General features: G+C 61.5%; 25 protein-coding genes. 9 read left to right on the top strand and 16 right to left on the bottom strand.

Annotated elements, in window-relative coordinates; translation table 11 throughout:
• Positions 1 to 560 (bottom strand): FAD-dependent thymidylate synthase (gene thyX, locus QZ653_RS06045; protein WP_296418544.1); only part of this gene is annotated, 560 nt, incomplete at its 3' end.
• Between the two features lie 193 nt (positions 561 to 753).
• Between thyX and QZ653_RS06040 the strand changes: the two genes are divergently transcribed.
• The 5 genes from QZ653_RS06040 (at position 754) to QZ653_RS06020 (ending at position 5,297) form a co-directional block, all read left to right on the top strand.
• Positions 754 to 1,929: a hypothetical protein gene (locus tag QZ653_RS06040; protein WP_296418542.1), complete on the top strand. Its 1,176-nt coding sequence runs from the start codon at positions 754 to 756 to the stop codon at positions 1,927 to 1,929.
• 7 nt (positions 1,930 to 1,936) lie between these two features.
• A complete protein-coding gene (locus QZ653_RS06035; RefSeq protein ID WP_296418540.1) occupies positions 1,937 to 3,334 on the top strand; it encodes a tetratricopeptide repeat protein in 1,398 nt (465 codons plus the stop codon).
• A gap of 61 nt (positions 3,335 to 3,395) precedes the next feature.
• Positions 3,396 to 3,830 carry a VOC family protein gene (locus QZ653_RS06030; RefSeq protein ID WP_296418538.1) on the top strand — a complete coding sequence of 145 codons (435 nt, stop codon included), beginning with the start codon at positions 3,396 to 3,398 and terminating at the stop codon, positions 3,828 to 3,830.
• Positions 3,775 to 4,557, top strand: a complete 783-nt coding sequence (locus tag QZ653_RS06025; RefSeq protein ID WP_366933061.1) for a DUF1194 domain-containing protein — start codon at positions 3,775 to 3,777, stop codon at positions 4,555 to 4,557. The genes QZ653_RS06030 and QZ653_RS06025 overlap by 56 nt, the downstream gene beginning before the upstream one ends.
• Positions 4,554 to 5,297 carry a DUF1194 domain-containing protein gene (locus QZ653_RS06020; RefSeq protein ID WP_296418536.1) on the top strand — a complete coding sequence of 248 codons (744 nt, stop codon included), beginning with the start codon at positions 4,554 to 4,556 and terminating at the stop codon, positions 5,295 to 5,297. The genes QZ653_RS06025 and QZ653_RS06020 overlap by 4 nt, the downstream gene beginning before the upstream one ends.
• Here QZ653_RS06020 and QZ653_RS06015 read toward each other — a convergent pair.
• The 3 genes from QZ653_RS06015 to QZ653_RS06005 all read right to left on the bottom strand — a co-directional run bounded on the left by QZ653_RS06015 (position 5,291) and on the right by QZ653_RS06005 (position 6,579).
• On the bottom strand, positions 5,291 to 5,806 hold the full coding sequence (locus QZ653_RS06015; protein ID WP_296418535.1) for a MarR family winged helix-turn-helix transcriptional regulator: 516 nt from the start codon (positions 5,804 to 5,806) through the stop codon (positions 5,291 to 5,293). The two genes, QZ653_RS06020 and QZ653_RS06015, sit on opposite strands and share 7 nt — an antisense overlap.
• A gap of 99 nt (positions 5,807 to 5,905) precedes the next feature.
• Positions 5,906 to 6,175, bottom strand: a complete 270-nt coding sequence (locus tag QZ653_RS06010) for a succinate dehydrogenase assembly factor 2 (RefSeq protein ID WP_296418533.1) — start codon at positions 6,173 to 6,175, stop codon at positions 5,906 to 5,908.
• A complete protein-coding gene (locus QZ653_RS06005; RefSeq protein ID WP_412765995.1) occupies positions 6,172 to 6,579 on the bottom strand; it encodes a helix-turn-helix domain-containing protein in 408 nt (135 codons plus the stop codon). Before QZ653_RS06005 ends, QZ653_RS06010 begins: the two co-directional genes overlap by 4 nt.
• A gap of 75 nt (positions 6,580 to 6,654) precedes the next feature.
• Between QZ653_RS06005 and QZ653_RS06000 the strand changes: the two genes are divergently transcribed.
• Positions 6,655 to 7,857: a pyridoxal phosphate-dependent aminotransferase gene (locus QZ653_RS06000; protein ID WP_296418531.1), complete on the top strand. Its 1,203-nt coding sequence runs from the start codon at positions 6,655 to 6,657 to the stop codon at positions 7,855 to 7,857.
• A gap of 59 nt (positions 7,858 to 7,916) precedes the next feature.
• Complete coding sequence (locus QZ653_RS05995; protein WP_296418529.1) at positions 7,917 to 8,327, top strand: hypothetical protein; 411 nt, start codon at positions 7,917 to 7,919, stop codon at positions 8,325 to 8,327.
• 175 nt (positions 8,328 to 8,502) lie between these two features.
• On the opposite strand, the gene QZ653_RS05990 is transcribed toward QZ653_RS05995, so the two are convergent.
• The 5 genes from QZ653_RS05990 to QZ653_RS05970 all read right to left on the bottom strand — a co-directional run bounded on the left by QZ653_RS05990 (position 8,503) and on the right by QZ653_RS05970 (position 12,893).
• Positions 8,503 to 9,861 (bottom strand): MATE family efflux transporter, encoded by a 1,359-nt coding sequence (locus tag QZ653_RS05990; RefSeq protein ID WP_296418527.1) that lies wholly within the window; start codon positions 9,859 to 9,861, stop codon positions 8,503 to 8,505.
• Between the two features lie 81 nt (positions 9,862 to 9,942).
• Positions 9,943 to 11,076 (bottom strand): aminotransferase class V-fold PLP-dependent enzyme, encoded by a 1,134-nt coding sequence (locus QZ653_RS05985; RefSeq protein ID WP_296418525.1) that lies wholly within the window; start codon positions 11,074 to 11,076, stop codon positions 9,943 to 9,945.
• Positions 11,077 to 11,200: 124 nt separating this feature from the next.
• Positions 11,201 to 11,926 carry a GGDEF domain-containing protein gene (locus QZ653_RS05980; protein WP_296418523.1) on the bottom strand — a complete coding sequence of 242 codons (726 nt, stop codon included), beginning with the start codon at positions 11,924 to 11,926 and terminating at the stop codon, positions 11,201 to 11,203.
• 62 nt (positions 11,927 to 11,988) lie between these two features.
• Positions 11,989 to 12,441, bottom strand: a complete 453-nt coding sequence (locus QZ653_RS05975) for an Lrp/AsnC family transcriptional regulator (RefSeq protein ID WP_296418521.1) — start codon at positions 12,439 to 12,441, stop codon at positions 11,989 to 11,991.
• Complete coding sequence (locus tag QZ653_RS05970; protein ID WP_296418518.1) at positions 12,438 to 12,893, bottom strand: Lrp/AsnC family transcriptional regulator; 456 nt, start codon at positions 12,891 to 12,893, stop codon at positions 12,438 to 12,440. The genes QZ653_RS05975 and QZ653_RS05970 overlap by 4 nt, the downstream gene beginning before the upstream one ends.
• A 134-nt stretch (positions 12,894 to 13,027) precedes the next feature.
• Here QZ653_RS05970 and ilvC point away from each other — a divergent pair, with 134 nt between their 5' ends.
• Entirely contained in the window at positions 13,028 to 14,050 is a 1,023-nt protein-coding gene (gene ilvC, locus QZ653_RS05965) for a ketol-acid reductoisomerase (RefSeq protein WP_296418516.1), read from the top strand.
• 142 nt (positions 14,051 to 14,192) lie between these two features.
• Here the strand turns inward: ilvC and QZ653_RS05960 are convergent, their stop codons facing one another.
• Positions 14,193 to 14,366: a hypothetical protein gene (locus QZ653_RS05960; RefSeq protein ID WP_296418514.1), complete on the bottom strand. Its 174-nt coding sequence runs from the start codon at positions 14,364 to 14,366 to the stop codon at positions 14,193 to 14,195.
• Positions 14,367 to 14,445: 79 nt separating this feature from the next.
• On the opposite strand from QZ653_RS05960, the gene QZ653_RS05955 reads away from it, so the two are divergent.
• The gene (locus QZ653_RS05955; protein WP_296418512.1) at positions 14,446 to 15,342 is read left to right on the top strand and encodes a DMT family transporter; all 897 of its coding nucleotides are present in this window, start codon (positions 14,446 to 14,448) and stop codon (positions 15,340 to 15,342) included.
• Here QZ653_RS05955 and glmM read toward each other — a convergent pair.
• From glmM to QZ653_RS05925, 6 genes are all read right to left on the bottom strand, one after another.
• Positions 15,339 to 16,688: a phosphoglucosamine mutase gene (glmM, locus tag QZ653_RS05950; protein ID WP_296418509.1), complete on the bottom strand. Its 1,350-nt coding sequence runs from the start codon at positions 16,686 to 16,688 to the stop codon at positions 15,339 to 15,341. The two genes, QZ653_RS05955 and glmM, sit on opposite strands and share 4 nt — an antisense overlap.
• 10 nt (positions 16,689 to 16,698) lie before the next feature.
• Complete coding sequence (gene folP / locus QZ653_RS05945) at positions 16,699 to 17,694, bottom strand: dihydropteroate synthase (protein ID WP_296418508.1); 996 nt, start codon at positions 17,692 to 17,694, stop codon at positions 16,699 to 16,701.
• Positions 17,691 to 18,599, bottom strand: coding sequence for a dihydroneopterin aldolase (locus QZ653_RS05940; protein WP_296418506.1), 909 nt, complete (start codon positions 18,597 to 18,599; stop codon positions 17,691 to 17,693). The genes folP and QZ653_RS05940 overlap by 4 nt, the downstream gene beginning before the upstream one ends.
• Positions 18,600 to 18,696: 97 nt before the next feature.
• Positions 18,697 to 19,356, bottom strand: a complete 660-nt coding sequence (locus QZ653_RS05935; RefSeq protein WP_296418505.1) for a cell wall hydrolase — start codon at positions 19,354 to 19,356, stop codon at positions 18,697 to 18,699.
• A 186-nt stretch (positions 19,357 to 19,542) separates the two neighbouring features.
• Positions 19,543 to 22,092, bottom strand: a complete 2,550-nt coding sequence (locus tag QZ653_RS05930) for a putative PEP-binding protein (RefSeq protein ID WP_412765994.1) — start codon at positions 22,090 to 22,092, stop codon at positions 19,543 to 19,545.
• Positions 22,093 to 22,161: 69 nt separating this feature from the next.
• A partial coding sequence (locus tag QZ653_RS05925; protein ID WP_296418504.1) for a DALR anticodon-binding domain-containing protein occupies positions 22,162 to 22,671 on the bottom strand: 510 nt, incomplete at its 5' end.

Here is a 22,671-nt window from a genome sequence, read left to right as displayed (position 1 = left end):
TGGCCCTCATCCGAAATCATCTCCTCATAATGGTCATAGGCGCGGCCTGCGTCGTCTTTGAGATACCGCAGCACACGTTCGGCCTCCTCCCCCGTCAGCGCCTCCCCCCGGCCCTGATTGTTGACCACAGATTGCGCGGCCAGATCCTCGGCGCGGGGGATGTAGAATTCACGATCAAGGATCGAATAGCGGGCGGAGTATTCGTTCACGTTCGCCGTGCGGTGCCTGATCCACTGGCGCGCCACGAAGACGGGCAGCTTCACATGCAGCTTGATTTCGCACATCTCGAACGGGGTCGAATGCCAGTGGCGCATCAGATAGCGGATCAACCCTTCGTCGTTTTGCACCGATTTGGTGCCCTTGCCATACGACACCCGCGCGGCCTGACAGATCGCCGCGTCGTCGCCCATATAGTCGATGACCCGCACGAACCCGTGGTCCAGAACCTCACGCGCTTTGTACAGATGCGCCTCCATTCCTTCGGACACGGCACGCAAGGTGGGGCGGGTCTGGGCGCGCAGGGCGTCAATCTCGGCCTGTTGGTCTGGGGTGATGGGCATGGGTCTGTCCTTATGGTGGCTGTGCGGGTGATTCTGCGAAGCGGCTACCGCCCCACTATATCTACGGCACCTCTGGCGTAAAACCGCCATATCAGGTGTGGATAAAGCCATGCGGCGCGTTGACTTGCCCTGCGCAAATGATGACTATGGGCCAACGACGCGGTCACGCGCAGATCACATGGGACACATCGTCATGAGCAGACTATTTGCCATATTGGCCGCAACCACAGCGCTCGCTGCCTGCGACGGGGCCAACCCGTTCCAGACGGTCGAATTCGAAGGCGAAACCGAAGAACTGGCCCCCGGCGATCCCAACACCGACGTCGACAGCAAATTTGCCTTTGATCCTGCCGCCAACCTGACGATGAACGCCGTCGAATATGATGAGGCCAACAACGAGTTGGTCATCAACAACCTGCCCTTCGACGGCCCCGACGGCCGCTACGATTTCTTCGAAACCCTGCCCAACGGCAGCCGCGTCTATGCCAGCCGCCAGACCGCGACAACGGGTCAGATTCAGCACTTTGCCGTCTTCATCCGCACCGATTTCTTCGAGGCAACGTCGGCCTCCGGTCGGGACTGGATCGGGTTTGGCAACGCGGGCGCGAATGTGACCCGCAGCGACTTCGACTTGCCGGGAACGACCGGTGAATATGTCTACACCGGCACCTATGCGGCCACGCGCACCTTTTCGGACCGGTCCGGGATCGAAATTGTCTACGGAGATGTGGAACTGCTCCTCGATGAGCTTGATTTCGACCCCTCCGGCGAATTGCAGGGGGATATTGTCGGCACCGTATTCAACCGCGAACGGGCCGGCGCGGCAGGCGCTGCCGGTTTGGGCGATCTGCCGAACATCGTTCTTGCCGAGGTCAGCTTCGACACCCGCAACGGCACATGGTCCGACGGGTCGGCATCGACCAGCCTGCCCGACGGCAACATCCGGTCTACCGGTTTCCATGAGGGTCTGATCGGCGGGCCAAACGGGGAAGAGATCGGCGGATATTCCATTATCACCGGCACCGCCGATGTGCAGACGGTCCGCTATCAGGTCGTGCGATACAGGACTGTGACCGAAACGCCGGTGATTGATTTCACCACAGGGCTGCCGGTCACAGACCCGCTGACCGGTGATCCGGTCGTGACCCAAACGATCACCAACGGTGTGTCGAGCGGTCTTGACGACGTGGAACTGCAAGCCCTTCAGGATCAGATCGACGCGCGTTTGAACGTGGTGGATTACCTGCCCGCCACCGGCGTGCCGGATGGCGCTGAAATCCTGAGTGATGAGGAGTTGGAGTTCACCCTCTCGACGGAATATGATGCCCGCGAGATCGGCGTCTTCGTCGGCGATATTGTCCCCGATTAATCCGGCTATGGTGCGGTTCGTTCCTGTGGCGCTGGCCACGGTTGCCTGTTTGGGGTTCAGCCCGCTGTGGGCCGTGGCACAAACTGCACCCGGTGATGATCCCCTGCGGATTTCTGTGGAGGACGGCCCGGCCTTTGCGCGCGACCTGCTGCGGGCCGGTCAGCCAGAGGCCGCGTTGCAAATCCTCGATGTTCTGCTCGAGGCCGATCCGGCTGCCACCTCTGTGCATCTTTTGCGGGCGCGCGCCTTGATGGCATTGGGCCGCCCGTCGGAGGCCCGCGATGCCGGACGCATGGCGTGGCGGACGGCACAATCAGACGCGCAGAAATTTTCCGCCGCTTTCACCATGGCCGACCTTCTGGCCGCTGACGAAGCCTATACGCGGTCGCAACTGTGGGTCCGTCGCGCCCTGCAAGTGGCCCCGGACGAACAGCGCGAACGGCTGGCAGTAACCGCCTTCCGTCGTGTCCGGCAGGCCAATCCGCTGGCCGTCGAACTGGCCTTTGGCGTAGCACCGTCGGACAATGTCAATTCTGGCAACGCCAACGAGGCGATCACCTTCGCCTATCTGCCCGGGACTTTGAGCGAAATAGAATGGCTTGTCCCCGCCGATCAGCGCCCCCTGTCCGGGGTCGAGGTGTCTGCGCAAGGTCAGGTCCGCTACCGCATCACCGAAGCGCAGACCTATCGCACATCGCTCGAATTTGGCGGCTTCGGGCGGACCTATATCATGTCTGCCGATGCCAAAGAGGCCGCCCCGGATGTCACCGGCGCCAGCCTGTCCTATGCGCAGCTGTCGTTTGGCGTTCTTCATCAATGGACGCCGCAATCGACCAACCGGAACTATTCGGCCAGCCTGACGTATAGCCACGATTGGGCCGGAGGCACGCCTTTGCGACAGGACGTGAACCTGACGTTCGGGGCGCAACAATTCTTTGAAAACGACACCCGTTTGTCCGTGCTGACCAGCGTGCGCTTTAGCGACAGGTTCTTGTCCGACGATGTGACGACCTACGCGCTGCGCGGACTTTGGACCCGTGATTTCGAAAACGGCCAGTCGCTGGGCCTGACGGGGCAACTGGCCGTCGCCACTTCGGACGGCACGGATCAGGCGTATCAGGCGGCAACGGTCGGGGTCAGCTATGATTTCGGCGACATCGGGGCAGGCTTCGACCTTAGAACCAGCTGGACCGAACAATATCGTGTCTACGAGACTTCGGTTTTCGATCCGGCAGGGCGTGACGACACGATCACAACCCTGCGGGTCGATCTGGGTCTGCAAAACATGGACTTTTACGGATTTGAACCGGTTCTCAACGTGACGGGACGGCGGACCGCGTCGTCGGTTCCGCGTTTTGACACCGAAGGTGTTCAGATCGGGTTTGACATGCGCTCCAGCTTCTAGGGCTGGCCCTCGGCGGGGTGCGGCCTAATTCATCTGTAAATCCTCAACCACCGGAGTTCCCATGCCCCTCGAATATTTGCACACCATGGTGCGCGTCAAAGATCTGGACGCTTCCATCGCCTTTTACAAACTCCTCGGGATGGTCGAACGGCGCCGGAATGAAAACGAAGGCGGCCGGTTCACACTCGTCTTCATGTGCCCGCCCGAACAGGCGGACGGACACAACGATGTGGAACTGACCTATAATTGGGACGGGGATGACGGTCTGCCCTCGGACAGCCGCCATTTCGGACACCTCGCCTACACCTGTGATAATATTTACGACCTGTGCCAACACCTTATGGACAATGGCGTCACCATCAACCGCCCGCCACGTGATGGCCATATGGCCTTCGTGCGCAGCCCCGATAATATTTCGATCGAATTGCTGCAAAAAGGCGATGCGTTGCCCAAACAGGAGCCTTGGGCCAGCATGGAGAACACCGGCCATTGGTAAAGGCGCAATCCGTGCCGCCGGTCTGGCGGCAGGATTAGCGGTCTGGGGACAGGCCGCGGACGCCTGCCGTCTGGCACTGGTTCTGGCGATGGACGTGTCAAATTCTGTTGACGCGGATGAAGATGCCTTGCAACGGCAGGGTTTGGCGGCGGCGTTGATGGCCCAGCCGGTGCGCGATGCCTTTTTTGCCTCCGACCAGCCCGTCGCATTGACCGTGTTTGAATGGTCAGGCCGCCACCACCAGCGCATGATGCAAGACTGGGTGCTGATTGACAGCCCGTCGACGCTGGACCAAGTGGCGGCCAATATTGCTGTCAAGCCCCGGTTTTACTACGAATTTCCCACTGCCATCGGCTATGCCCTTGGCCATGCCGGCGCGCTGTTGGATCAGGGCCCGATCTGCGACGCGCAGACAATCGACATCTCCGGCGACGGGGTCAACAATGACGGGTTTGAAGCCGCCGATGCCATTGCGGTGTTCGGTCTGCAGGATGTCACCGTAAATGGGCTGGTTGTTGAGGTTCCCGAAGACGCCATCCTGCGCGAGGGCCGGATCGGGTTGGTCGACTATTACACCCGTCATGTCATCCACGGCCCTGCAGCCTTTGTCGAAGTGGCCGACGGGTTCGAGGATTTCGCCCGCGCGATGGAAACCAAGCTCGTTCGTGAACTGGGGGTCGTGATGATCGGTTCGGTCCCGGCCGGCCCAACGGCTGCCGACGGATGATGACCTGCGTTCGCCCGATCGTCGCCGCGGCCGGTCTGATGATCGCAACCCTCTCAAGTCTCCCCGCGACTGCCGCATCCCAACCGCTGTGCCGTCAGGCCCTCGCCTTGGGTCTTGACGTCTCCGGTTCTGTCGATGCACGCGAATACCGTTTGCAACTGGACGGTGTGGCAAGTGCCTTGGGCGATGCAGACGTGGCCGACGCGTTATTGGCACAACCGGGATTGCCCGTGCGCCTTGCCATTTACGAATGGTCCGAACCGGGCGATGAACGTCTGGTCCTGCCGTGGACGGATATCAACAGCCCCGCAGATATAGTCGAAATTCAGGCCCGTCTGAACACGACGGAACGCGGCGATATGGGGCCCAGCACCGGCATCGGGTCTGCTTTGCGCACGGGCTTTGCCCTTCTGGCCCAGCAAGACAGCTGCTGGGTGCGGACCTTGGATATTTCAGGCGACGGAAAGGGCAACACCGGTCAGTTGCCTCAGGATGTGACCAACATGCCGCCAGGTGTGACTGTCAACGCCCTCGTCATAGGGGTCGATGGGTCGGTGACCGCCACCAACCGCAACCTGCAGATCGGTGAGTTGACGGCCTACTACAAAACCAACGTGCTGCGCGGCCCTGATGCTTTTGTCGAAACCGCGCTCAGCTTTGATGCCTACGCAGAGGCCATGCGCCGGAAATTGCTGCGCGAACTGGCCACCATCGTTCTGGGTGATCTCGCGGATCAGTAGATGTACCGGATTTGATCTGTCCAGTACCTTTCGACCCGCCGCAGGGCCGTCGCAATTTCGTCAAGACCATTCATGTCGATCACACCTTTGTCCTGCAGCCCGTTGGCGTGGCCGACGAACAGGTCCGATACGACGTCGCGGACGGCACGGCCCTTTTCCGTCAACCGCACACGGACAGATCTGCGGTCAATTTCGCAACGTTGATGGTGCATATATCCCATTTCAACCAGCTTCTTGAGGTTGTAGCTGACATTGCTGCCTTGATAATACCCGCGCGATTTCAGTTCTCCGGCGGTCACTTCATTGTCCCCGATATTGAACAGCAACAGCGCTTGGACAGCATTGATTTCCAACACACCCACCCGCTCGAATTCATCCTTGATGACATCCAGCAGCAACCGGTGCAGCCGTTCCACCAGCGTCAGGGCGTCCAGATATACGGACATGAATTCGGACTGGGTGCCCGTTTGGGGCAGACCTTGGACATTGGGCAGCGAATGTAGGCTCATTTCGATCTCCGTCACAATTTACAAATCCGGAGTGCCACGCAAAGCGCAAACATTCCGTTAAATCATGCGAAAATTTTGAATGAAAACCTGATGTTAGGGTTAAGGCTTCGTTACGCCGACGGCGCCCGCGCGAATGCGGCCCATCATCGCGCGGTAGGGGGCGGGTTCGACAGACGTCCCGCTAACCCATTGATATAAATCATGATCGTTCTCTGACAGCAGGGCGTCATACACATCCAGATCGGCGTCATCCATCGTGCCCAGTTCAGCCGTCGCAAAGGCCGTCAGGATCAGGTCCATTTCCTTGATCCCGCGCCGGATCGACCGCATGTGCAGCCGTTTTCTCTTGGTTTCGATCGTTTCGGTCACGTGTTTCCCAATGCCTTCAGTCGTTTTTCCAACATGGCCAGACGTTCACTGGTCTGTTGCATCTGCACGCGCACAGCCCGCAAATCCGCCACAAGGGCACTCACATCGGGCGACGGCTGCCCCTCATCCTCCGGTGCATCCAGGCCCTCGCCCTCACCGGTCAGCAACCACCCCAGCGAGACGCCCAAAATGCCGCCCAGCATGCTCAACCGGTTGGCGCGCGGCTCACTCAGGTCGTCTTCCCAGTTCCGCAAGGTGCCCGCCTTCACGCCCAACCGTTGGGCCAGCGCCTTTTGCGTCAGTCCTGCGGCCCCGCGCGCCGCCGCCAATCGGTCGCCAAATGTGGCCGTGTCTTCGCTGAACCAATCCTGATCGTCAAATCCGTCTTCCGCCATCATATCCATCCTTCAACATCGGTTGCCACAGGCATCTGCGCCCCATATGACAGGTTCATCGCCAGCTTACCACCGAGGTGCCCCATGTCCTTTCTGTCCGCGACACTCGACCGCGTGAAGCCGTCCCCGACGATCGCCATGAGCACCAAAGCCGCCGAGCTGAAGGCCGCAGGTCGCGACATCATCAGCCTCAGCGCCGGTGAGCCGGACTTCGACACGCCGCAAAACATCAAAGACGCGGCCGTCGCCGCCATTGCCGCGGGCAAAACCAAATACACCGCCCCCGACGGCATTCCCGAACTGAAACAAGCGATCTGCGACAAATTCCAGCGCGACAACGGGCTGACCTATACGCCGTCCCAGATCAGCGTTGGCACCGGTGGCAAACAGATCCTGTATAACGCGCTGATGGCGACCCTGAACGAAGGCGACGAAGTCGTCATCCCCGCGCCCTACTGGGTCAGCTACCCCGATATGGTGCTGCTGGCGGGCGGCACGCCCGTGATCGCCGAGGCGTCGATCCAGACGGGGTTCAAACTCACCCCCGATCAGCTTGAGGCCGCGATCACCGACAAAACCAAATGGCTGATCTTCAACTCCCCCTCCAACCCCACCGGTGCGGGCTACACGTGGGATGAACTGAAGGCGCTGACCGATGTCCTCATGCGGCATCCCCACGTCTGGATCATGTCCGACGACATGTACGAACATCTGGTCTTTGACGACTTCGAATTCTGTTCCCCCGCACAGGTGGAACCGCGCCTGTATGACCGCACATTGACGGTCAATGGCGTGTCCAAAGCCTATTCCATGACCGGCTGGCGGATCGGCTACGCAGGTGGCCCCGCGCCTCTGATCGGTGCGATGCGCAAGGTGCAATCGCAATCCACGTCCAACCCCTGTTCCATCAGCCAATGGGCCGCGGTCGAGGCGTTGAACGGCCCCCAAGACTATCTGGAGGATAACAAAGCCCTGTTCCAACGTCGCCGCGATCTGGTTGTCGGTATGTTGAACGAGGCATCGGGCGTGCGTTGCCCCACACCGGACGGCGCGTTCTACGTCTATCCCTCCATCGCGGAGTGCATCGGCAAGACCAGCGCCAAGGGCACCAAAATCACCGATGATGAGGCCTTCGCCACGGCCCTCCTCGAAGAAACAGGGATCGCTGTGGTCTTTGGCGCGGCCTTCGGCCTCAGCCCGAACTTCCGCATCAGCTACGCCACCTCGGACGAGGCTCTCACGGACGCCTGCACCCGCATCCAGACCTTCTGCGCAGGGCTCACGTAACCTCTGGCCCGGTCCATGACAGACTGCTAGGCTTGCGACAAACGAGACAGGACATCCCGATGGGCGCTGAGCTTCCCGACTATTATTTCCGTGTGCGTGAAAACGGGGCCGCCGTGTTCCGCGTGGACACGGAAAACCGCCAGCGCCGCATCGAAATGGATCAGATTGCGGTCATCAACATCAAGAATGGTGAGGTCAAACCCCACGGCGACCGGACATTGTCCGACGACGACATCGCCCGGATCGAAGAATGGATGGCCAACCGCACGGCCCTTCTGGCCCAGCGCGACATCGACGATATCCACCGCGCGGTGGATTACCTCAACATCACCACCCAATGGGTCCAGTCCAAAGCCACAGATGACCAGCTCGAAGACGTGACCGATGCGTTGCTCTTGGCCATGCATGACCTGCGGTCCATTCTGGTGCGCAAAAAGGCGGATCGCCTGCTGAAAGACGCCGCCGAATAACAAAAAGGGTGCGGCGGCGCTTTTGTCTCTGTCTCAAAAATATCCCGGGTGAGGCGCGCACGCGCCGAGGGCAGAGCCCTCACCTCAGCAGACCTTCCCGACCCGCCCGTCCGTTTGAAACACCCGCGCGCCCTCCGACCCGACACCATAAAAACCGCGCGCCGCAGGCGCTCAATCAGGTCGCGGAAATGTGGATTGACCGGCCCCAGAACCGCAGGCTGAGCAACACAGCCGCAGCCCCCAGACCCACAGTCAGGCCAAGCCACAGCCCCTCGGGCCCCCACCCCAAGGGAAAGGCCATGACATAACTGATGGGAATGCCAATCACCCAATAGCTGAGGCACGCCAGCCACATGGGCACCCGCGTGTCCTGCACCCCGCGCAGCAAACCCAAAACCATCGCCTGCAAGGCGTCGACGAACTGAAACAGCGCGGACAGCATCAGCAAGACGATGCCCAAGGACAGCACCGCCTCCCGTCGGGGTTCATCGGGGTCCATGAAGGCGGCGACCAGCGGTCCGGGGATCGCCAGAAAGATGATCACCACCAAAACGCCAAACCCCAACGACATGGACACCGCCGCCGCCGCGCCCCGCCGCAATTCCCCCTCATCGCGGCGTCCGTAATGGCCCGCCGCGCGGATCGTGGCCGCCTCGCTCAGCGCCAGATGCACCATAAACATCAGCGCCGTCAGTTGCAGCGCGATCCCATGGGCCGCCAGGGGCACCTCGCCCAGCCAGCCCATCATAATGGTCGATCCGGTGAACAATCCGCCTTCGGCAAAGGACGTGATCCCGATGGGCAGGCCCAGCAAGAAGACACGTTTCAGCGCCTCGGGGTCAGGCCGCCAAATGCGCACAAAAAGCTGGATGTCGGGCCGGTTGCGATGGGCATAGACCATCAGGGCCACCATCTGCAGGATCTGGGTCAGGATGGAGGCATAGGCCGCCCCCGCGATGCCCATTTCCGGCAGGCCGAAGTTGCCGAAAATCAGCGCATAGTTGAACACCGCATTGGCCAAAAGGGCTGCAACCGTCACCCACATCTGAACGGTCGTCAGCTCCAACGCGCCCAGATAGGACCGCATGACCTGCCCCATCAGCGCCGGCAGGAACCCGAAGGCGATGATGCCAAGGTAAATTCCCCCCTCGGCGGCCACATCCGCGTCCTGCCCGATGGCCAGAAGGACCTCCTCCCCCCACAAATAGGGCGCCAACACCAGCACAGAGAATATCGTACACAGCCACATGGACATGCGCACCACGCGCCGCGCGGTCAGGTCATCGCCCTGCTCGACCGCTTCGGCAACAATCGGGGTAACCGCGCGCGCAAACCCCGCGCCGATCATGAAAAACACAAACCACAGGCTGCCCGCAATGGTCGACGCCGCCAGCGACGTGACCGAATACCATCCCAACATCAGCGTGTCGGTCATATGGATGGCGAACCCCGCCAGATTGGCCCCGACGAGGGGGCCACCCAGCGAAAGCACGCGGGTCAGATGGCCCCGAAAAGACAATGGTTGGCGTTGCATGTCCCCTAGCTAGGCCGATCCCGCCGACGGGTCCAGCCCCGACCACAGTCTAAAATCCCGAACCTCCAGACGCCTGCAATGTCACAGAACGCGATCTGCGACGGTGGTGAATGCGGCAAGCGTGGCGTCCGTATCATAAAGCTTGTCGATCCCGAATAGACCGATCCGGAAGGTGCGGAAATCCTCAGGCTCGTCCACCGCCAGCGGCACGCCCGCTGCAATCTGCATGCCTTCGGCCGCAAACTTCGCGCCGTTCTGAAGCGCGGGATCATCGGTGTAGCACACCACCACCCCCGGCGCGCCGAACCCGTCGGCTGCCACAGATGTCAGACCCTTGCCCGCCAGATACGCACGCACCCCCCGTCCAAGCTTCCATTGTGCCTCGCGCAGCGCCTCAAATCCGAAGGCTTCGCTTTCCTTCATCGTGTCGCGGAACTGGCGCAGCGCGTCTGTCGGCATGGTCGCGTGATAGGCGTGCCCGCCGTTCAGATAGGCTTCCATAATCTGGCGCCATTTTTTGAGGTCGACAGCAAAGCTGTCCGCCGTCGTAACCGCAAGCCGCTCAAGCGCGCGATCCGACATCATCACCAGCCCCGCGGATGGCGAGGACGACCAGCCCTTTTGCGGGGCGGAGATCAGAACATCCACGCCGGACGCCTCCATATCGACCCAGGCACACCCCGATGCAATACAATCGAGCACCATCAGCGCCCCCACCTCGTGCGCCGCATCGCTCAGCGCGCGCACATAATCATCGGGCAGGATGATACCGGCGCTGGTTTCCACGTGAGGGGCGAACACCACATCGGGTTTTGACGTGCGGATGGCCTCGACCACTTCCTTGATCGGCACCGGCGCAAAGGGCGCTCGGCTGTCGTTGCCGGTCTGACGCGCCTTGTGCACGGTGGTCTTGGCCGTGAAATCACCCGCGTCAAAAATCTGGCTCCAGCGGTAGGAAAACCAGCCGTTGCGCACCACCATGGCGTGGGCACCGGCCCCGAACTGGCGCGCCACGGCCTCCATCGCGAAGGTACCGCCACCGGGAACGATCGCAACGCCCTTGGCCTTGTAGACATCGCACAACATCGCGTGCAGATCGGTCATCACGCCTTGAAACGCCTGCGACATGTGGTTCAGGGACCTGTCCGTGAAGACCACGGAAAATTCCATCAGCCCGTCAGGGTCAACAGCGGGGCGATAGGTATCAGGCGACATGACGTTTCCTCCAATGCAGTTGTCCCTGTTTGTAGGGGCAGCCTTGGCGGGGATCAAAGTCTATCTTGGTATACCGGATAGCCCCGCCATATCTGCAGTGGTCTGGCCTGCGGACACATCCGCCCTAACCGGTGTCCTGCAACGGCACCATCTCTTGGGCGAAAACGGTCTGGTTCCGCCCTTGGGATTTTGCACGGTAGAGGGCTGCATCCGCGTCCCGGATCGACGCATCGACACTGTCAAACGCTTCCTTGAGCGAGCCCCCGATGGACACGGTGACATTGACCGGATGCCCGCCGAAAAGCCCGCCGTGCTGCGCAATATCCCTGCGCATCCGCTCGGCGGTCAGAAAACCGATGTCCTTGTCGTGGCCGTCCAGAAAAATGACAAACTCCTCACCACCGAAACGCGCAACAATGTCGCCGCTGCGCACATTGCGGCGCAGGATGTCGGACACATGCCGGATCACCTCATCCCCGATCAGATGTCCGTATGTGTCATTCACGATCTTGAAATGGTCGATATCGACCATCAATGACACGCCATAGGCCCGATTGTCCCGTTCCATCTGCGCGAAGAAAAAGTCGCGCGTGGCGGCATCGGTCAACCGGTCACGATTCACAAGCCGCTGCAATTCATCGCTCAACTTCTGGTTTTCATAGATCTTGCTGCCGACGAAAAGGCAGATCGGCATGGCCACCAGACTTGTGATGGCCACTGTACCCCGCATCGTCACCGGCAGGATCGCTTCGGGAAAAACAACCACATTCAGCGCCACAGCCAGCCCTACGGCGCAGGCAGATATGACAAGGGCAAATATCCATATACCCGCCCGGGTTGAAATGCGCATGGCGTCGTCCTTCGTGAATGACCCCGCATTAATTTGCAAATACGCATATTTCGTTAACGCCCTCAGATCGGGCCGGGCCTGCGCTCCTCGCTCAACAGCACATTCGCCTCGACGTCGCCGACGCCGGGCAGCGTCATCACACGGCGGCGCAGCACCCGTTCGAAATCTGCCAGATCACGGGCGACGACGCGCAGCCGGTAATCATAAAGTCCCAGCACATGTTCGACCAGTTGCACCTCCGGAATGGCTGTGACGGCCCGTTCAAAGTCCTCAAGGCTGACGCGACCCTTTGTCGCCAGCTTGATCCCAAGAAAAACGGTGACGCCAAATCCCAGCGCGTCGCGGTTCAGCACCACCCGTCGTCCGCCCAGTATACCCGCCTCCCGCAGGCGTTTGATCCGCCGCCATGTCGCCGGCTGGCTCAGCCCGATCCGGCCTGCCAAAGCTGCCGCCGTCTGGGTCGCGTCACGTTGCAGGGCGGCCAGAATGGCGCGGTCTGTCTCATCCGGTGTCACAGTGGCAGGCTTTCATCATTGTGCAGCGTCGCCACGGTCATCAACGCTTCGATATCCGCCATATGGGGCAAGGCCAGGATCTGGTCGCGGTAAATCTTTTGATAATGCGGCATGTCGCGGGCAATCACGCTGAGGCGGACATCGACGCGGCCCAGAAAAGTCTGGATTTCGGTGACTTCCGCAATACCGCGCGCGGCATCAATAAAGTCGTCAAATGCGCGGCTTTGGGTTTTGTCGAGGGTGATGCGCAGCGACACGCCCACGGTATATCCCAACGCCGCCCAGTTGATGACGGCGTGCTGTCCTTGCAAAATGCCCTGTTCCTGCAGGCGCCCCAACCGCCGCGCCGCTTTCAACGCGCTGACCCCCACCCGCGCGCCCAAATCCGCGACCGCGAGGGACGGATCGGCCTGAAGGTTGCGCAAAAGCTGGCGGTCCAGATCATCAAGCATGAAAATATCACTATTTTATAAATCAGGGCATAACAACTTCGTTTTGCCGTAAATACTCGTAAAAATCCCCCTCGCCACCCGGGCAACGCTGCGGCATAAGCACCGCAACGCAACCGCAACAAAGGATTTGACCCATGCGCGTTTATTATGACCGTGACTGCGATGTGAACCTGATCAAGGACAAGAAAGTCGCCATTCTGGGCTACGGCTCCCAAGGGCACGCCCATGCTTTGAACCTGCGCGACTCTGGCGCCAAAAACCTTGTTGTCGCACTGCGCGACGGCTCCCCTTCCCGCGCCAAGGCCGAAGGCGAAGGTCTGCAGGTCATGGGCATCGAAGAGGCCGCTGCCTGGTGTGACGTCATCATGTTCACCATGCCCGACGAATTGCAGGCCGAGACCTACAAAAAGCACGTGCACGACCACATCAAACCCGGTGCGGCGATTGCTTTTGCCCACGGCCTCAACGTTCATTTCGGCCTCATTGAACCCAAGGACGGCGTTGACGTCATCATGATGGCCCCCAAGGGCCCCGGCCACACCGTGCGCGGCGAATATACCAAAGGCGGCGGCGTGCCCTGCCTGATCGCGGTACACACCGATGCGTCCGGCAAGGCGCAGGAAATCGGCCTGTCCTATTGCTCCGCCATCGGTGGCGGGCGCTCCGGCATCATCGAAACCAACTTCCGTCAGGAATGTGAAACCGACCTCTTTGGCGAACAGGCCGTGCTGTGTGGCGGTATTGTTGAACTGATCCGTTGCGGCTTTGAGACGCTGGTCGAGGCCGGCTATGAGCCTGAGATGGCCTATTTCGAGTGTCTGCACGAAACCAAGCTGATCGTGGACCTGATCTATGAAGGCGGCATCGCGAACATGGATTACTCCATCTCCAACACTGCGGAATACGGCCAGTACGTATCCGGCCCGCGCATCCTGCCCTACGACGAGACCAAGAAGCGCATGAAAGACGTGCTGTCCGACATCCAGTCCGGCAAATTTGTCCGCGACTTCATGCTGGAGAACGCCGTGGGCCAGCCTACGATCAAAGCGTCCCGTCGTGCCAATGACGAACACCAGATCGAAGTTGTGGGTGGCAAGCTGCGCGACATGATGCCGTGGATTGCCGACGGCAAAATGGTCGACAAGTCCAAGAACTGATCCACCTTCGGTTCGAAAACAAGAAAAGGCGCCTCATCAATCATGATGGGGCGCCTTTGCTGGTTTATGGGGACACCTTATCCGCGGATAAGGTTGTCGTTTATTAACAATATGTTAACGACACCCCCGATGGTGTGTCGGATTATTTGTCGGGGCCGAAAGGGTTCGGTCCGGGGCCATCGGTGGCCAGCGACGACTTTTCGGCCGTGCGGGTGTGTCGGGTGTCTTGGGTGCGCTTGCGGCTCCACAATGCGAAGACGATCACAAGCACAAAGGTGGCGAGTGGCAAAAGCCAGACGAGTGGCAGCTCATTCATAGCATTTCCTCCTTGAAGGGGGGCTGTTTCCATTTAGGTTCTGGACAATCAACGCAATCCCCCACAGCGAGGTTCCCCCGTGACGGATCAGCCGACCCTTGGCAACTGGCTGTCGATCCTTGCCCTTGGTCTGATCTGGGGTGCGACCTTTATGGTCGTGGCCATCGCGCTGGAGGGGTATGGCCCGCTGACAGTGGCCTGTGCGCGCACCACTTTGGGGGCGGTGTCCCTGTTGATATTGGTGCGGCTGATGAACCGGCCCCTGCCCCGCGATCCGCGTGTCTGGCGGTTTCTGACCGTGATCGGCGTGCTGAACACGGCGCTGCCCTTCGCGCTGTTGTCGTGGGGGCAGCAATACGTGCCGTCGGCCTTTGCGGGCATTTCCATGGCGGCGCTGCCGCTGTTTGTCTTCCCCCTCGCGCATCTGTTCACGGATGAGAAGATGACCACCCGCAAATCGCTGGGTGTGGTCATCGGGTTTATCGGCGCTGCCGTGCTGATCGGCCCACGCGCCTTTGATTTCGGCAGCGATACCATGGCCTTGGCGCAGTTGGCCTGCGTGGCGGCATCTTTGTCCTACGCGGTCTCAAGCGTGATGACCCGCGCCTGTCCGCCCGTGGACAGCATCGCCATGGCGGCCCTGACGCTGGTGGTAGGGTCCGTCTGTCTGATCCCCGCGATGCTGGTCTTTGAAGGTCTGCCCGCATGGGTGCCCGACCGGTCCGGCTATGCGATCATCTTCCTCGGCCTTGTCCCCACGGCCTTTGCCGCCCTGCTGCGGGTGCAGACGATCCGCACCGCCGGGTCCGTCTTTATGACGCTGGTAAACTATCAGGTCCCCGTCTGGTCGATGATCTTTGGCGCGTGGATCCTGTCGGAGGCTTTGCCGATCCGCTTTTTCGTGGCCCTCGCCCTGATCCTGACGGGGCTTGCCGTCAGCCAATGGGCGAATTTGCGGTCGGTTTTACGGCGCTAGGCGGGGATGGCTGCGGCCTCAACCTCGGCCACGATCCCGTCAACCACTTGGGCCAGCAAGCGATCATCTTCGCATTCCGCCATAACACGGATCAGAGGCTCGGTCCCCGATTTGCGGATCAACAGCCGCCCCTTGCCGGTCAAATCCGCCTCAGCCGCTGCAATCGCGGCCTTGACAGAGGACGCCGCCAGCGGGTCCGCCCCGTCCGCATAGCGCACGTTCTTGAGCATCTGGGGCACCGTTTCAAACACGCGGCACAGTTCGGAGGCGCGTTTGCCCGTGTCCAGCATGGCCGACAAAAACTGCAGCCCCGCCAAAAGTCCGTCACCGGTGGTGGCGTAGTCGGTCATGACGATGTGGCCCGATTGTTCGCCGCCCAGATTGAACCCGCCGGCGCGCATGGCCTCAACCACGTAACGGTCGCCCACCGCAGTGCGTTGGAGTGTCAGACCCTTGTCGGACAGGAAACGTTCAAGCCCGAGGTTGGACATCACCGTGGCCACCAAAGTGCCCTTTTGCAGCCGGTCCGTGACCGCCCAGCGGTCGGCGAACAGCCCCATGATCTGGTCACCGTCTGCGACCTTGCCAGTTTCATCCAGAATCATCACACGGTCGGCGTCGCCGTCCAGACAGATGCCCACATCCGCCCCGTGGGTCACGATGGTTTCCGCCGCTGCCTGCGGGCTGGTAGACCCGCAGCCGTCGTTGATGTTCAACCCGTTCGGGGTGTTGCCCACGGGGATCACGGTGGCGCCCAATTCCCACAACACCTCGGGTGCGACGCGGTGGGCCGCGCCATTGGCGCAATCAATCACGACCTTCAGCCCGCTGAGAGATTTGCCCCCCATCGTGCCTTTCAGACGTTCGGCATAGCGGAAGCGGCCGTCGTCGATCCGTTTGGCGCGCCCGATGTTTACGGATTTGGCAGGCTGGATATCGCCCTCCAGCAGGGCTTCGATTTCGGCCTCGGCCTCATCCGACAGCTTGAACCCGTCAGGGCCAAAGAACTTGATGCCGTTGTCCGCCGCAGGGTTGTGGCTGGCCGAAATCATGATGCCCAGATCGGCCCGCATGGAGGTGGTGAGCATCCCCACAGCCGGTGTCGGGATCGGCCCCAGCAGCAGCACATTCATGCCCGTGCTGGTCAGACCGGCGGTCAGCGCGCTTTCGAACATATAGCCCGACAGGCGCGTGTCCTTGCCGATGACCACACGGTGGCCATTGCTGCCGTCATTGCGGAAATAGCGCCCTGCGGCGGCCCCGATTTTCAGCGCCATTTCGGCGGTCATCGGGTATTGGTTCGCCGTGCCACGCACACCGTCGGTTCCGAAAAATTTACGTGCCATGTGGTCTGCCCTAATTCACTGCCATGTGCAGGTTGATTGCCTGCTTGGTGGCCTTGGTATCATGGACACGCAGCATTTGCATACCCTGCCGGACGCCGTGCAGGGCCACCGCAACCGATCCGGGCATGCGGTCGCGCGCCTCGGGCGCGTTGCCGATGGTGCCGATGAACCGCTTGCGCGAGGCCCCCAGCAGCACCGCGCAGCCAAGGCTATGAAAGATGGACAGGTTTTTGAGAAGCGTGAGGTTGTGATCCAGCGTCTTGCCAAAGCCGATGCCGGGATCGACGATGATCTGGTGTCGGCGGATGCCCGCCGCTTCGGCCACCTGAATGCGGCTTTCCAGAAAATCATAGACGTCGAGGGTTACGTCATCGTAACGCGGCGCGTCCTGCATGGTCGCGGGGTCCCCTTGGGCGTGCATCAGACAACACGGCGCATTGGCCTGCGCCGTGACCGCTGCCATCGCCGGATCAAAGGTAAAGGCCGCCACGTCGTTGACCAGATCGGCCCCTGCATCCAAGGCCGCTTGCGCCACAGCGGCCTTGCGCGTGTCGATGGAAACGGGCGTTGTGACCTCGGCCCGAATGGCCTTGATCACCGGCGCGGTGCGCGCGGTTTCCTCTGCAACATCGACAAACGCGGCACCGGGCCGTGTGCTTTCGCCCCCGATATCGAGGATGTCCGCCCCGTCCGCCACCATGGCCCGCGCCTGCGCCAGTGCTGTGTCGGGCGCGTTGAACAGCCCGCCATCCGAGAAACTGTCCGGCGTCACGTTCAGAATGCCCATCAGACGCGGCGCATTCAGCGACAGGCCCGCCACATCTGCACGCGGCGCGGTCATGCGATCCAGCTGGGCGGTCGGGGTCTCGTGCGCGGGCACGAGGGTCCTGCCGCCGCCGCGTTCGATCCGCTCGACCGTGTCAAACCAGCACCAGCCGCCTGCCAGCGTCAACGCAGCTGCGGGGCGGTGCAGATCGGTCTGCGGGATGGCGCGCCAGTAGGTCACAGCACGCGGACCGGCACGGTGCAGGCGGGGGCGTCAGCGCCCACCACAACCAGTTCAGCGGCCTGCATATGGTCGGCAAACCACGCCACAAGCGCCAGCGCATCACGCGGATCGGCGCTGGGGCCGTCCACGGCATCCAGCACGATCTTGGAGGGTGCCCAGACGCAAATCTGGCCGTTCTTCATGGCCCAATCCAGCTCCGTCGAGGTGCCCACAACGACACAACGTTTGTCACGCCCTGCCAGCACCCATGCATTTTGTTCAATCGCCAAAAGGTCAATGCGCCGCTGGGCCATGGCCACTTGGGTCTGGGGTGCTGCGGCATCGGGGGCACCGACACAAAAGATCACGGGGGCGTCGTCGGCGGACATCTCGTCGACCAAGCCAGTCACACGGTCCGAGGCCAGAACCGCATTGGACAGGTACACGACGCGCGGATGGGGGTCCTCAACCGTTTCGACCGCAGCCTCGGGGTTGCCGCCCTGTTCGCGCACGATTTCCACGCCCAGCGAATACGGCCCCCTGTCGATCTTTTCGATCCGCACGAAGACGCGCAAAGCCTGCGGTTCCAGCAAAATGCGTTCCGCCACACGCGCGGCGAGCGTTTCAAGCAGGTTGAGACGTTCCGCGCCAAGTTCCGCGTCAATCGCCTCGGTCACGCGGTCGTAGGACAGGATACGGTCCACATCATCGTCGATCGGGCCGGTCAGCGGTTCAACCTCAACCACAACATTGAATTTGATGCGCTGCAGGTGGCCGCGTTCTTGCTGGAACGCGCCGATTTCGACCTCGGTGATGTAGTCGCGCAGGGAAATGCGGTCGCGCAGGCCGCCGCTTCCGTCGGGGGCTGTGGCCTCGGCCCTCTCAGAGGGGTGGGCGAAGGCCAGTCTTGTGTCGCTGCTCATGGGGTGTCCTCACGCATCTTATGCGCCGGATACTAAGCCAGCCGAAGTCCCGCAAGGGGCGAGGCAGCGCCGCCCCAGCCCCCAGATGCGACGCAGATCAACCCTGCTGGTAAAAGTGATGCGCCCCGATGGTGGTTGTGCGCGGAAACACGCGGGCCCAACTGGGGTTCACGGCGCGGGTATGATAGTAAAGCGCGCCATCGGTCAGGGTGCGCGGGGCGCCGTCCATCAAAAGGCGGGCGACCTTGCCCACGCGAATCCATGCGCCCTGTTCGTGGATACGCTCGGGGTTGCCGTCACAGGTATAGGTGAACTGGCAGGCATACTGGCGGCCTGTGCCCTGATTGATCACACCGCACAACGTGCTGGGAAAACGCGCGCTGTCCACGCGGTTCAGAATAACCTCACCCACGGCGAACAGCCCACGTGCGCTTTCACCGCGCGCTTCGAAATACAGGGCCTCTGCAAGGCAGCGCCACTGCTCCCCCCCCGAGGCCGCGGGCTGGCTGGCCAGAAACGCGTTGTCATACGTGATGACATCCGGCGCGGTCGAAATGTTGCGCGCAGAGGCCGGAGGCAAAGCCGTCAGCGCCGCCACACGCACATCGGGAACTTCCTGGATCGCCGCGCGTTCCTGTCCCAACAAAGCGCCCAGACGGGCGGCCAGAACGTCATCCGCCTGTGCGGTTGTGACGACCAAGGAGCATGCGAAACCAACAAGTGCGCCCAGCGCACGACGACCAGCAAACTTAAACATTCCATCTTCCCATTCGGCACGCGGCCATGATCCGCGCAATCGAGGGGTCTTTAGAAGGTTGTCACAGGTCCGTCTACCCACCCGGGGCGCGTCAGACGGGCGCACCCGTGCAACCATGTCACAGTTTGCTGCACGAACCTTAAACCAATGGATTCGCTTTGTTATTTTCCAGCAGGCTTCGGCGTCTTATCGCGCAAGCCGGTCTTTGACGGCCAATTGGGCGGCGGAAAGCCGCGCAACCGGAACCCGGAACGGCGAACATGAGACGTAATCGAACCCCTGTGCGCGGCAAAATGCAATCGCCGCCGTGTCGCCGCCATGTTCGCCGCAGATCGACAGTGTGACGTCTGCGCGGCCCATGCGGCCCCGTTCGGCCCCCAGTTTCAAAAGCTCCCCCACGCCATCCAGATCAAGGGTGTGGAACGGGTCTTCTTCATAGACATGCAGCTTTACATAGTCCGACATGAACCGCCCCGCATCATCGCGCGACAGACCATAGGTCATCTGGGTCAGGTCGTTGGTGCCGAACGACAGGAACGCCGCATGTTCGGCGATGTCCTGTGCCCGCAACGCGGCACGCGGGGTTTCGACCATGACCCCCAGTTTATAATCGAAATCGACCCCCGTTTCCGTCCGCACGGCGGCGGCCACGGTTTCGATACGACTTTCCACCAGTTCGACCTCGCGCATGGCGCTGACAAGCGGGATCATGATTTCAGGGACCACCGGATCGCCTTCCTCGGACACGGCGACCGTGGCTTGGAAAATCGCACGGGCCTGCATGTCGTAGATTTCCGGCACGGTGAGGCCCAGGCGCACGCCGCGCATCCCCAGCATGGGGTTGTATTCGGTCAGATCCTCAACCCGTGCGGTGACTTCGGCCATGGGCACATTGAGAAGTTCGGCCAACTCCCGCAGACCCGATTTGCCCGCAGGCAGAAATTCGTGCAGCGGCATATCAAAGAGGCGAATGCACACAGGCTGGCCTTGCATGATCCGGAAAAGTTCACGGAAATCGGACCGCTGTAGCGGCATCAGCCGTTCCAGAACCGCAGCACGCCCTTCGGGATTTTCGGTAAAGATCATCTCGCGCATCAGATCGACGCGGTCGCCGTCAAAGAACATATGTTCCGTACGGCACAGCCCGATGCCTTGGGCGTTGAAATTGCGCGCGGTCTGGGCGTCGGCGGGCGTGTCGGCGTTGGCGCGAATGCCGATATCGCGCACCTCGTCGGCCCAGGACAGCAACGTCTGGAAGGCATCATCAAGGGCAGCCTCCAGCATGGCAGGCTCGCCGGCCAGCATCTGGCCGGTGCTGCCATCCACGGTGACCATGTCGCCCGCCGTGAACGTGCGCCCGTCGGGGGCCGTGATGATCCGCTTGCGTTCGTCGATATCAAGGTCGGCGGCCCCCACAATGCAGGGCAAACCGATGCCGCGCCCGATGACGGCGGCGTGGCTGGTGATGCCGCCGCGCAAGGTCACGACAGCCGCTGCCGCATGCATGCCGCGGATGTCTTCGGGCGTGGTTTCGCGGCGCACCAGCACGCAGGCCTCACCGCGTGCGGCACTCGCCTGCGCCTCATTCGCGGTGAACACCAACTGGCCCGCGGCCGCACCGGGGCTGGCGGGAATGCCGCGCACGATGACGTCGCGCACAGCGCTTCGGTCAATCTGGCGGTGCAACAGTTCGGACAGCGCCGCAGGTTGGACCCGCATCACGGCCTCTTCGCGGGGAATCACGCCGGTTTCGGCCAGATCCACGGCAATGCGGACAGCGGCCCGGCTGGACCTTTGCACGCGCACGGCGTCAAGGATGGTCAACTGCCCGTTTGTGAGGATGAACTTGATCTCCATCTCTTCGCGCAGGCGCTGCCGACCCAAAGCCCCAAAGGCGATCAGCTGTTCAAAAGCCTCGGGCGCTTCTTCTTCAAGGGATTTGCCCCGCGGATCACGGGTCAGAAACAACGCACCTTCCGCATCCCGCAACGCGTCCGAATGCAGCGCCTGTGGCGCAAACCGGCCATTGATGCCTTCGCTTCCGGTGGTGCCGTCCACAAACTGGATGACGCCCGAACCGGACACGCCAGCCCCCACAGCCAGCGCCATGTCCTGCACCACAAGGCCAAGCCCCGCATCCGCAGGCGCGCCTTTGGCCTGTCGCAAAAGACGCGCTGTCGTGCCCTCCCACGATCGGGCCATGGACCGTAGAACCTCGCCCAGCTGCTCGCCTATGTCCTGCGGAAAGGCGGCGTCCATCTCGGCCTCATAAGTGTCGAGCATAGCGCGCAGCGCGTCGGTGGACGGCTGATCAGGCAGATAGAATTCCTCGGGGTCCAGCCGCGCGACTTCAATCGCGAAGGACTGAATGTAGCGCATATAGATCCGTGTCGCCGCCGACGCACCGATGGTTTCGGACAGTTCGGCATGTTTGGCGTCGTTCATCCCGATGTTGAGCATCGCGCCCGGACCGCCCCAATCGGGGTCCATGCTGGACGGGCGCACCGACAGCAGCGGGGCTGCTTCGAAGTGGCGCAGGATTTGCGGGGTATCGACCGGTTGACCGCTGGCGATTGCGCGCACCGCGTCAAAGGACAGTGCCACCGTGGTGGGCACCGGCATATCGAGCCGGATCAGCCTTTGCAGACATTTCGCGCGGCCACCATGAATGTTCGCGGCCATGGGCGCGGTTTTTGTGACGTGGCACAAATCCTTCAGGGTGATAACTTTCTGCACCGCAGCACTCCTTGTGTACCGCACCATAGACAGGTGCGACGTCAGAACAAGTGTAACATCGAAAGGGCGCTAGCCTTCGAGTTTTCGAAGGTCTGCGACACTCAGACAGATCGTGCGGATGCGGTGCAACAGATTAAGGCGATTGCGGCGCAAAACCTCACTGTCGGCGTTGATCTGGACGGCCTCGAAGAAGGCATCAATGGGCGCGCGCAGGTCGGCCATGGCGGACATGGCTGCACCGAAATCCTCGGCCTGCATGGCCGGTGCGATCTTTGCATCCGCAGCATCAAGGGCTGCAAAGAGGGCCTTTTCCTCATCCGTTTCGGCAAATTTGATATCCGCGCCAAAGCTGTATTCGACGCCATCCTTGTCCTCGGCCTGGCTGAGGATGTTGTTGGCGCGTTTGAAGCCCTGGATCAGGTTCTCGCCGTCATCGGTTTTCAGGAAGGCGGCCAGCGCACGGGCGCGGTTGACCAGCAAGAGCAGATCGTCGGACCCCGGCATGGCAAGCGAGGCGTCGATCACATCGTGGCTGATGCCTTGGTCTTTCAGATAGACCTTGAGGCGGTCGTGGAAGAA

Source organism: Pseudooctadecabacter sp. (assembly GCF_020627745.1).
Lineage (GTDB): Bacteria > Pseudomonadota > Alphaproteobacteria > Rhodobacterales > Rhodobacteraceae > Octadecabacter.
The sequence above is the reverse complement of the archived record's forward strand: the minus strand, read 5'-3'. Positions and strand labels throughout refer to the sequence as shown.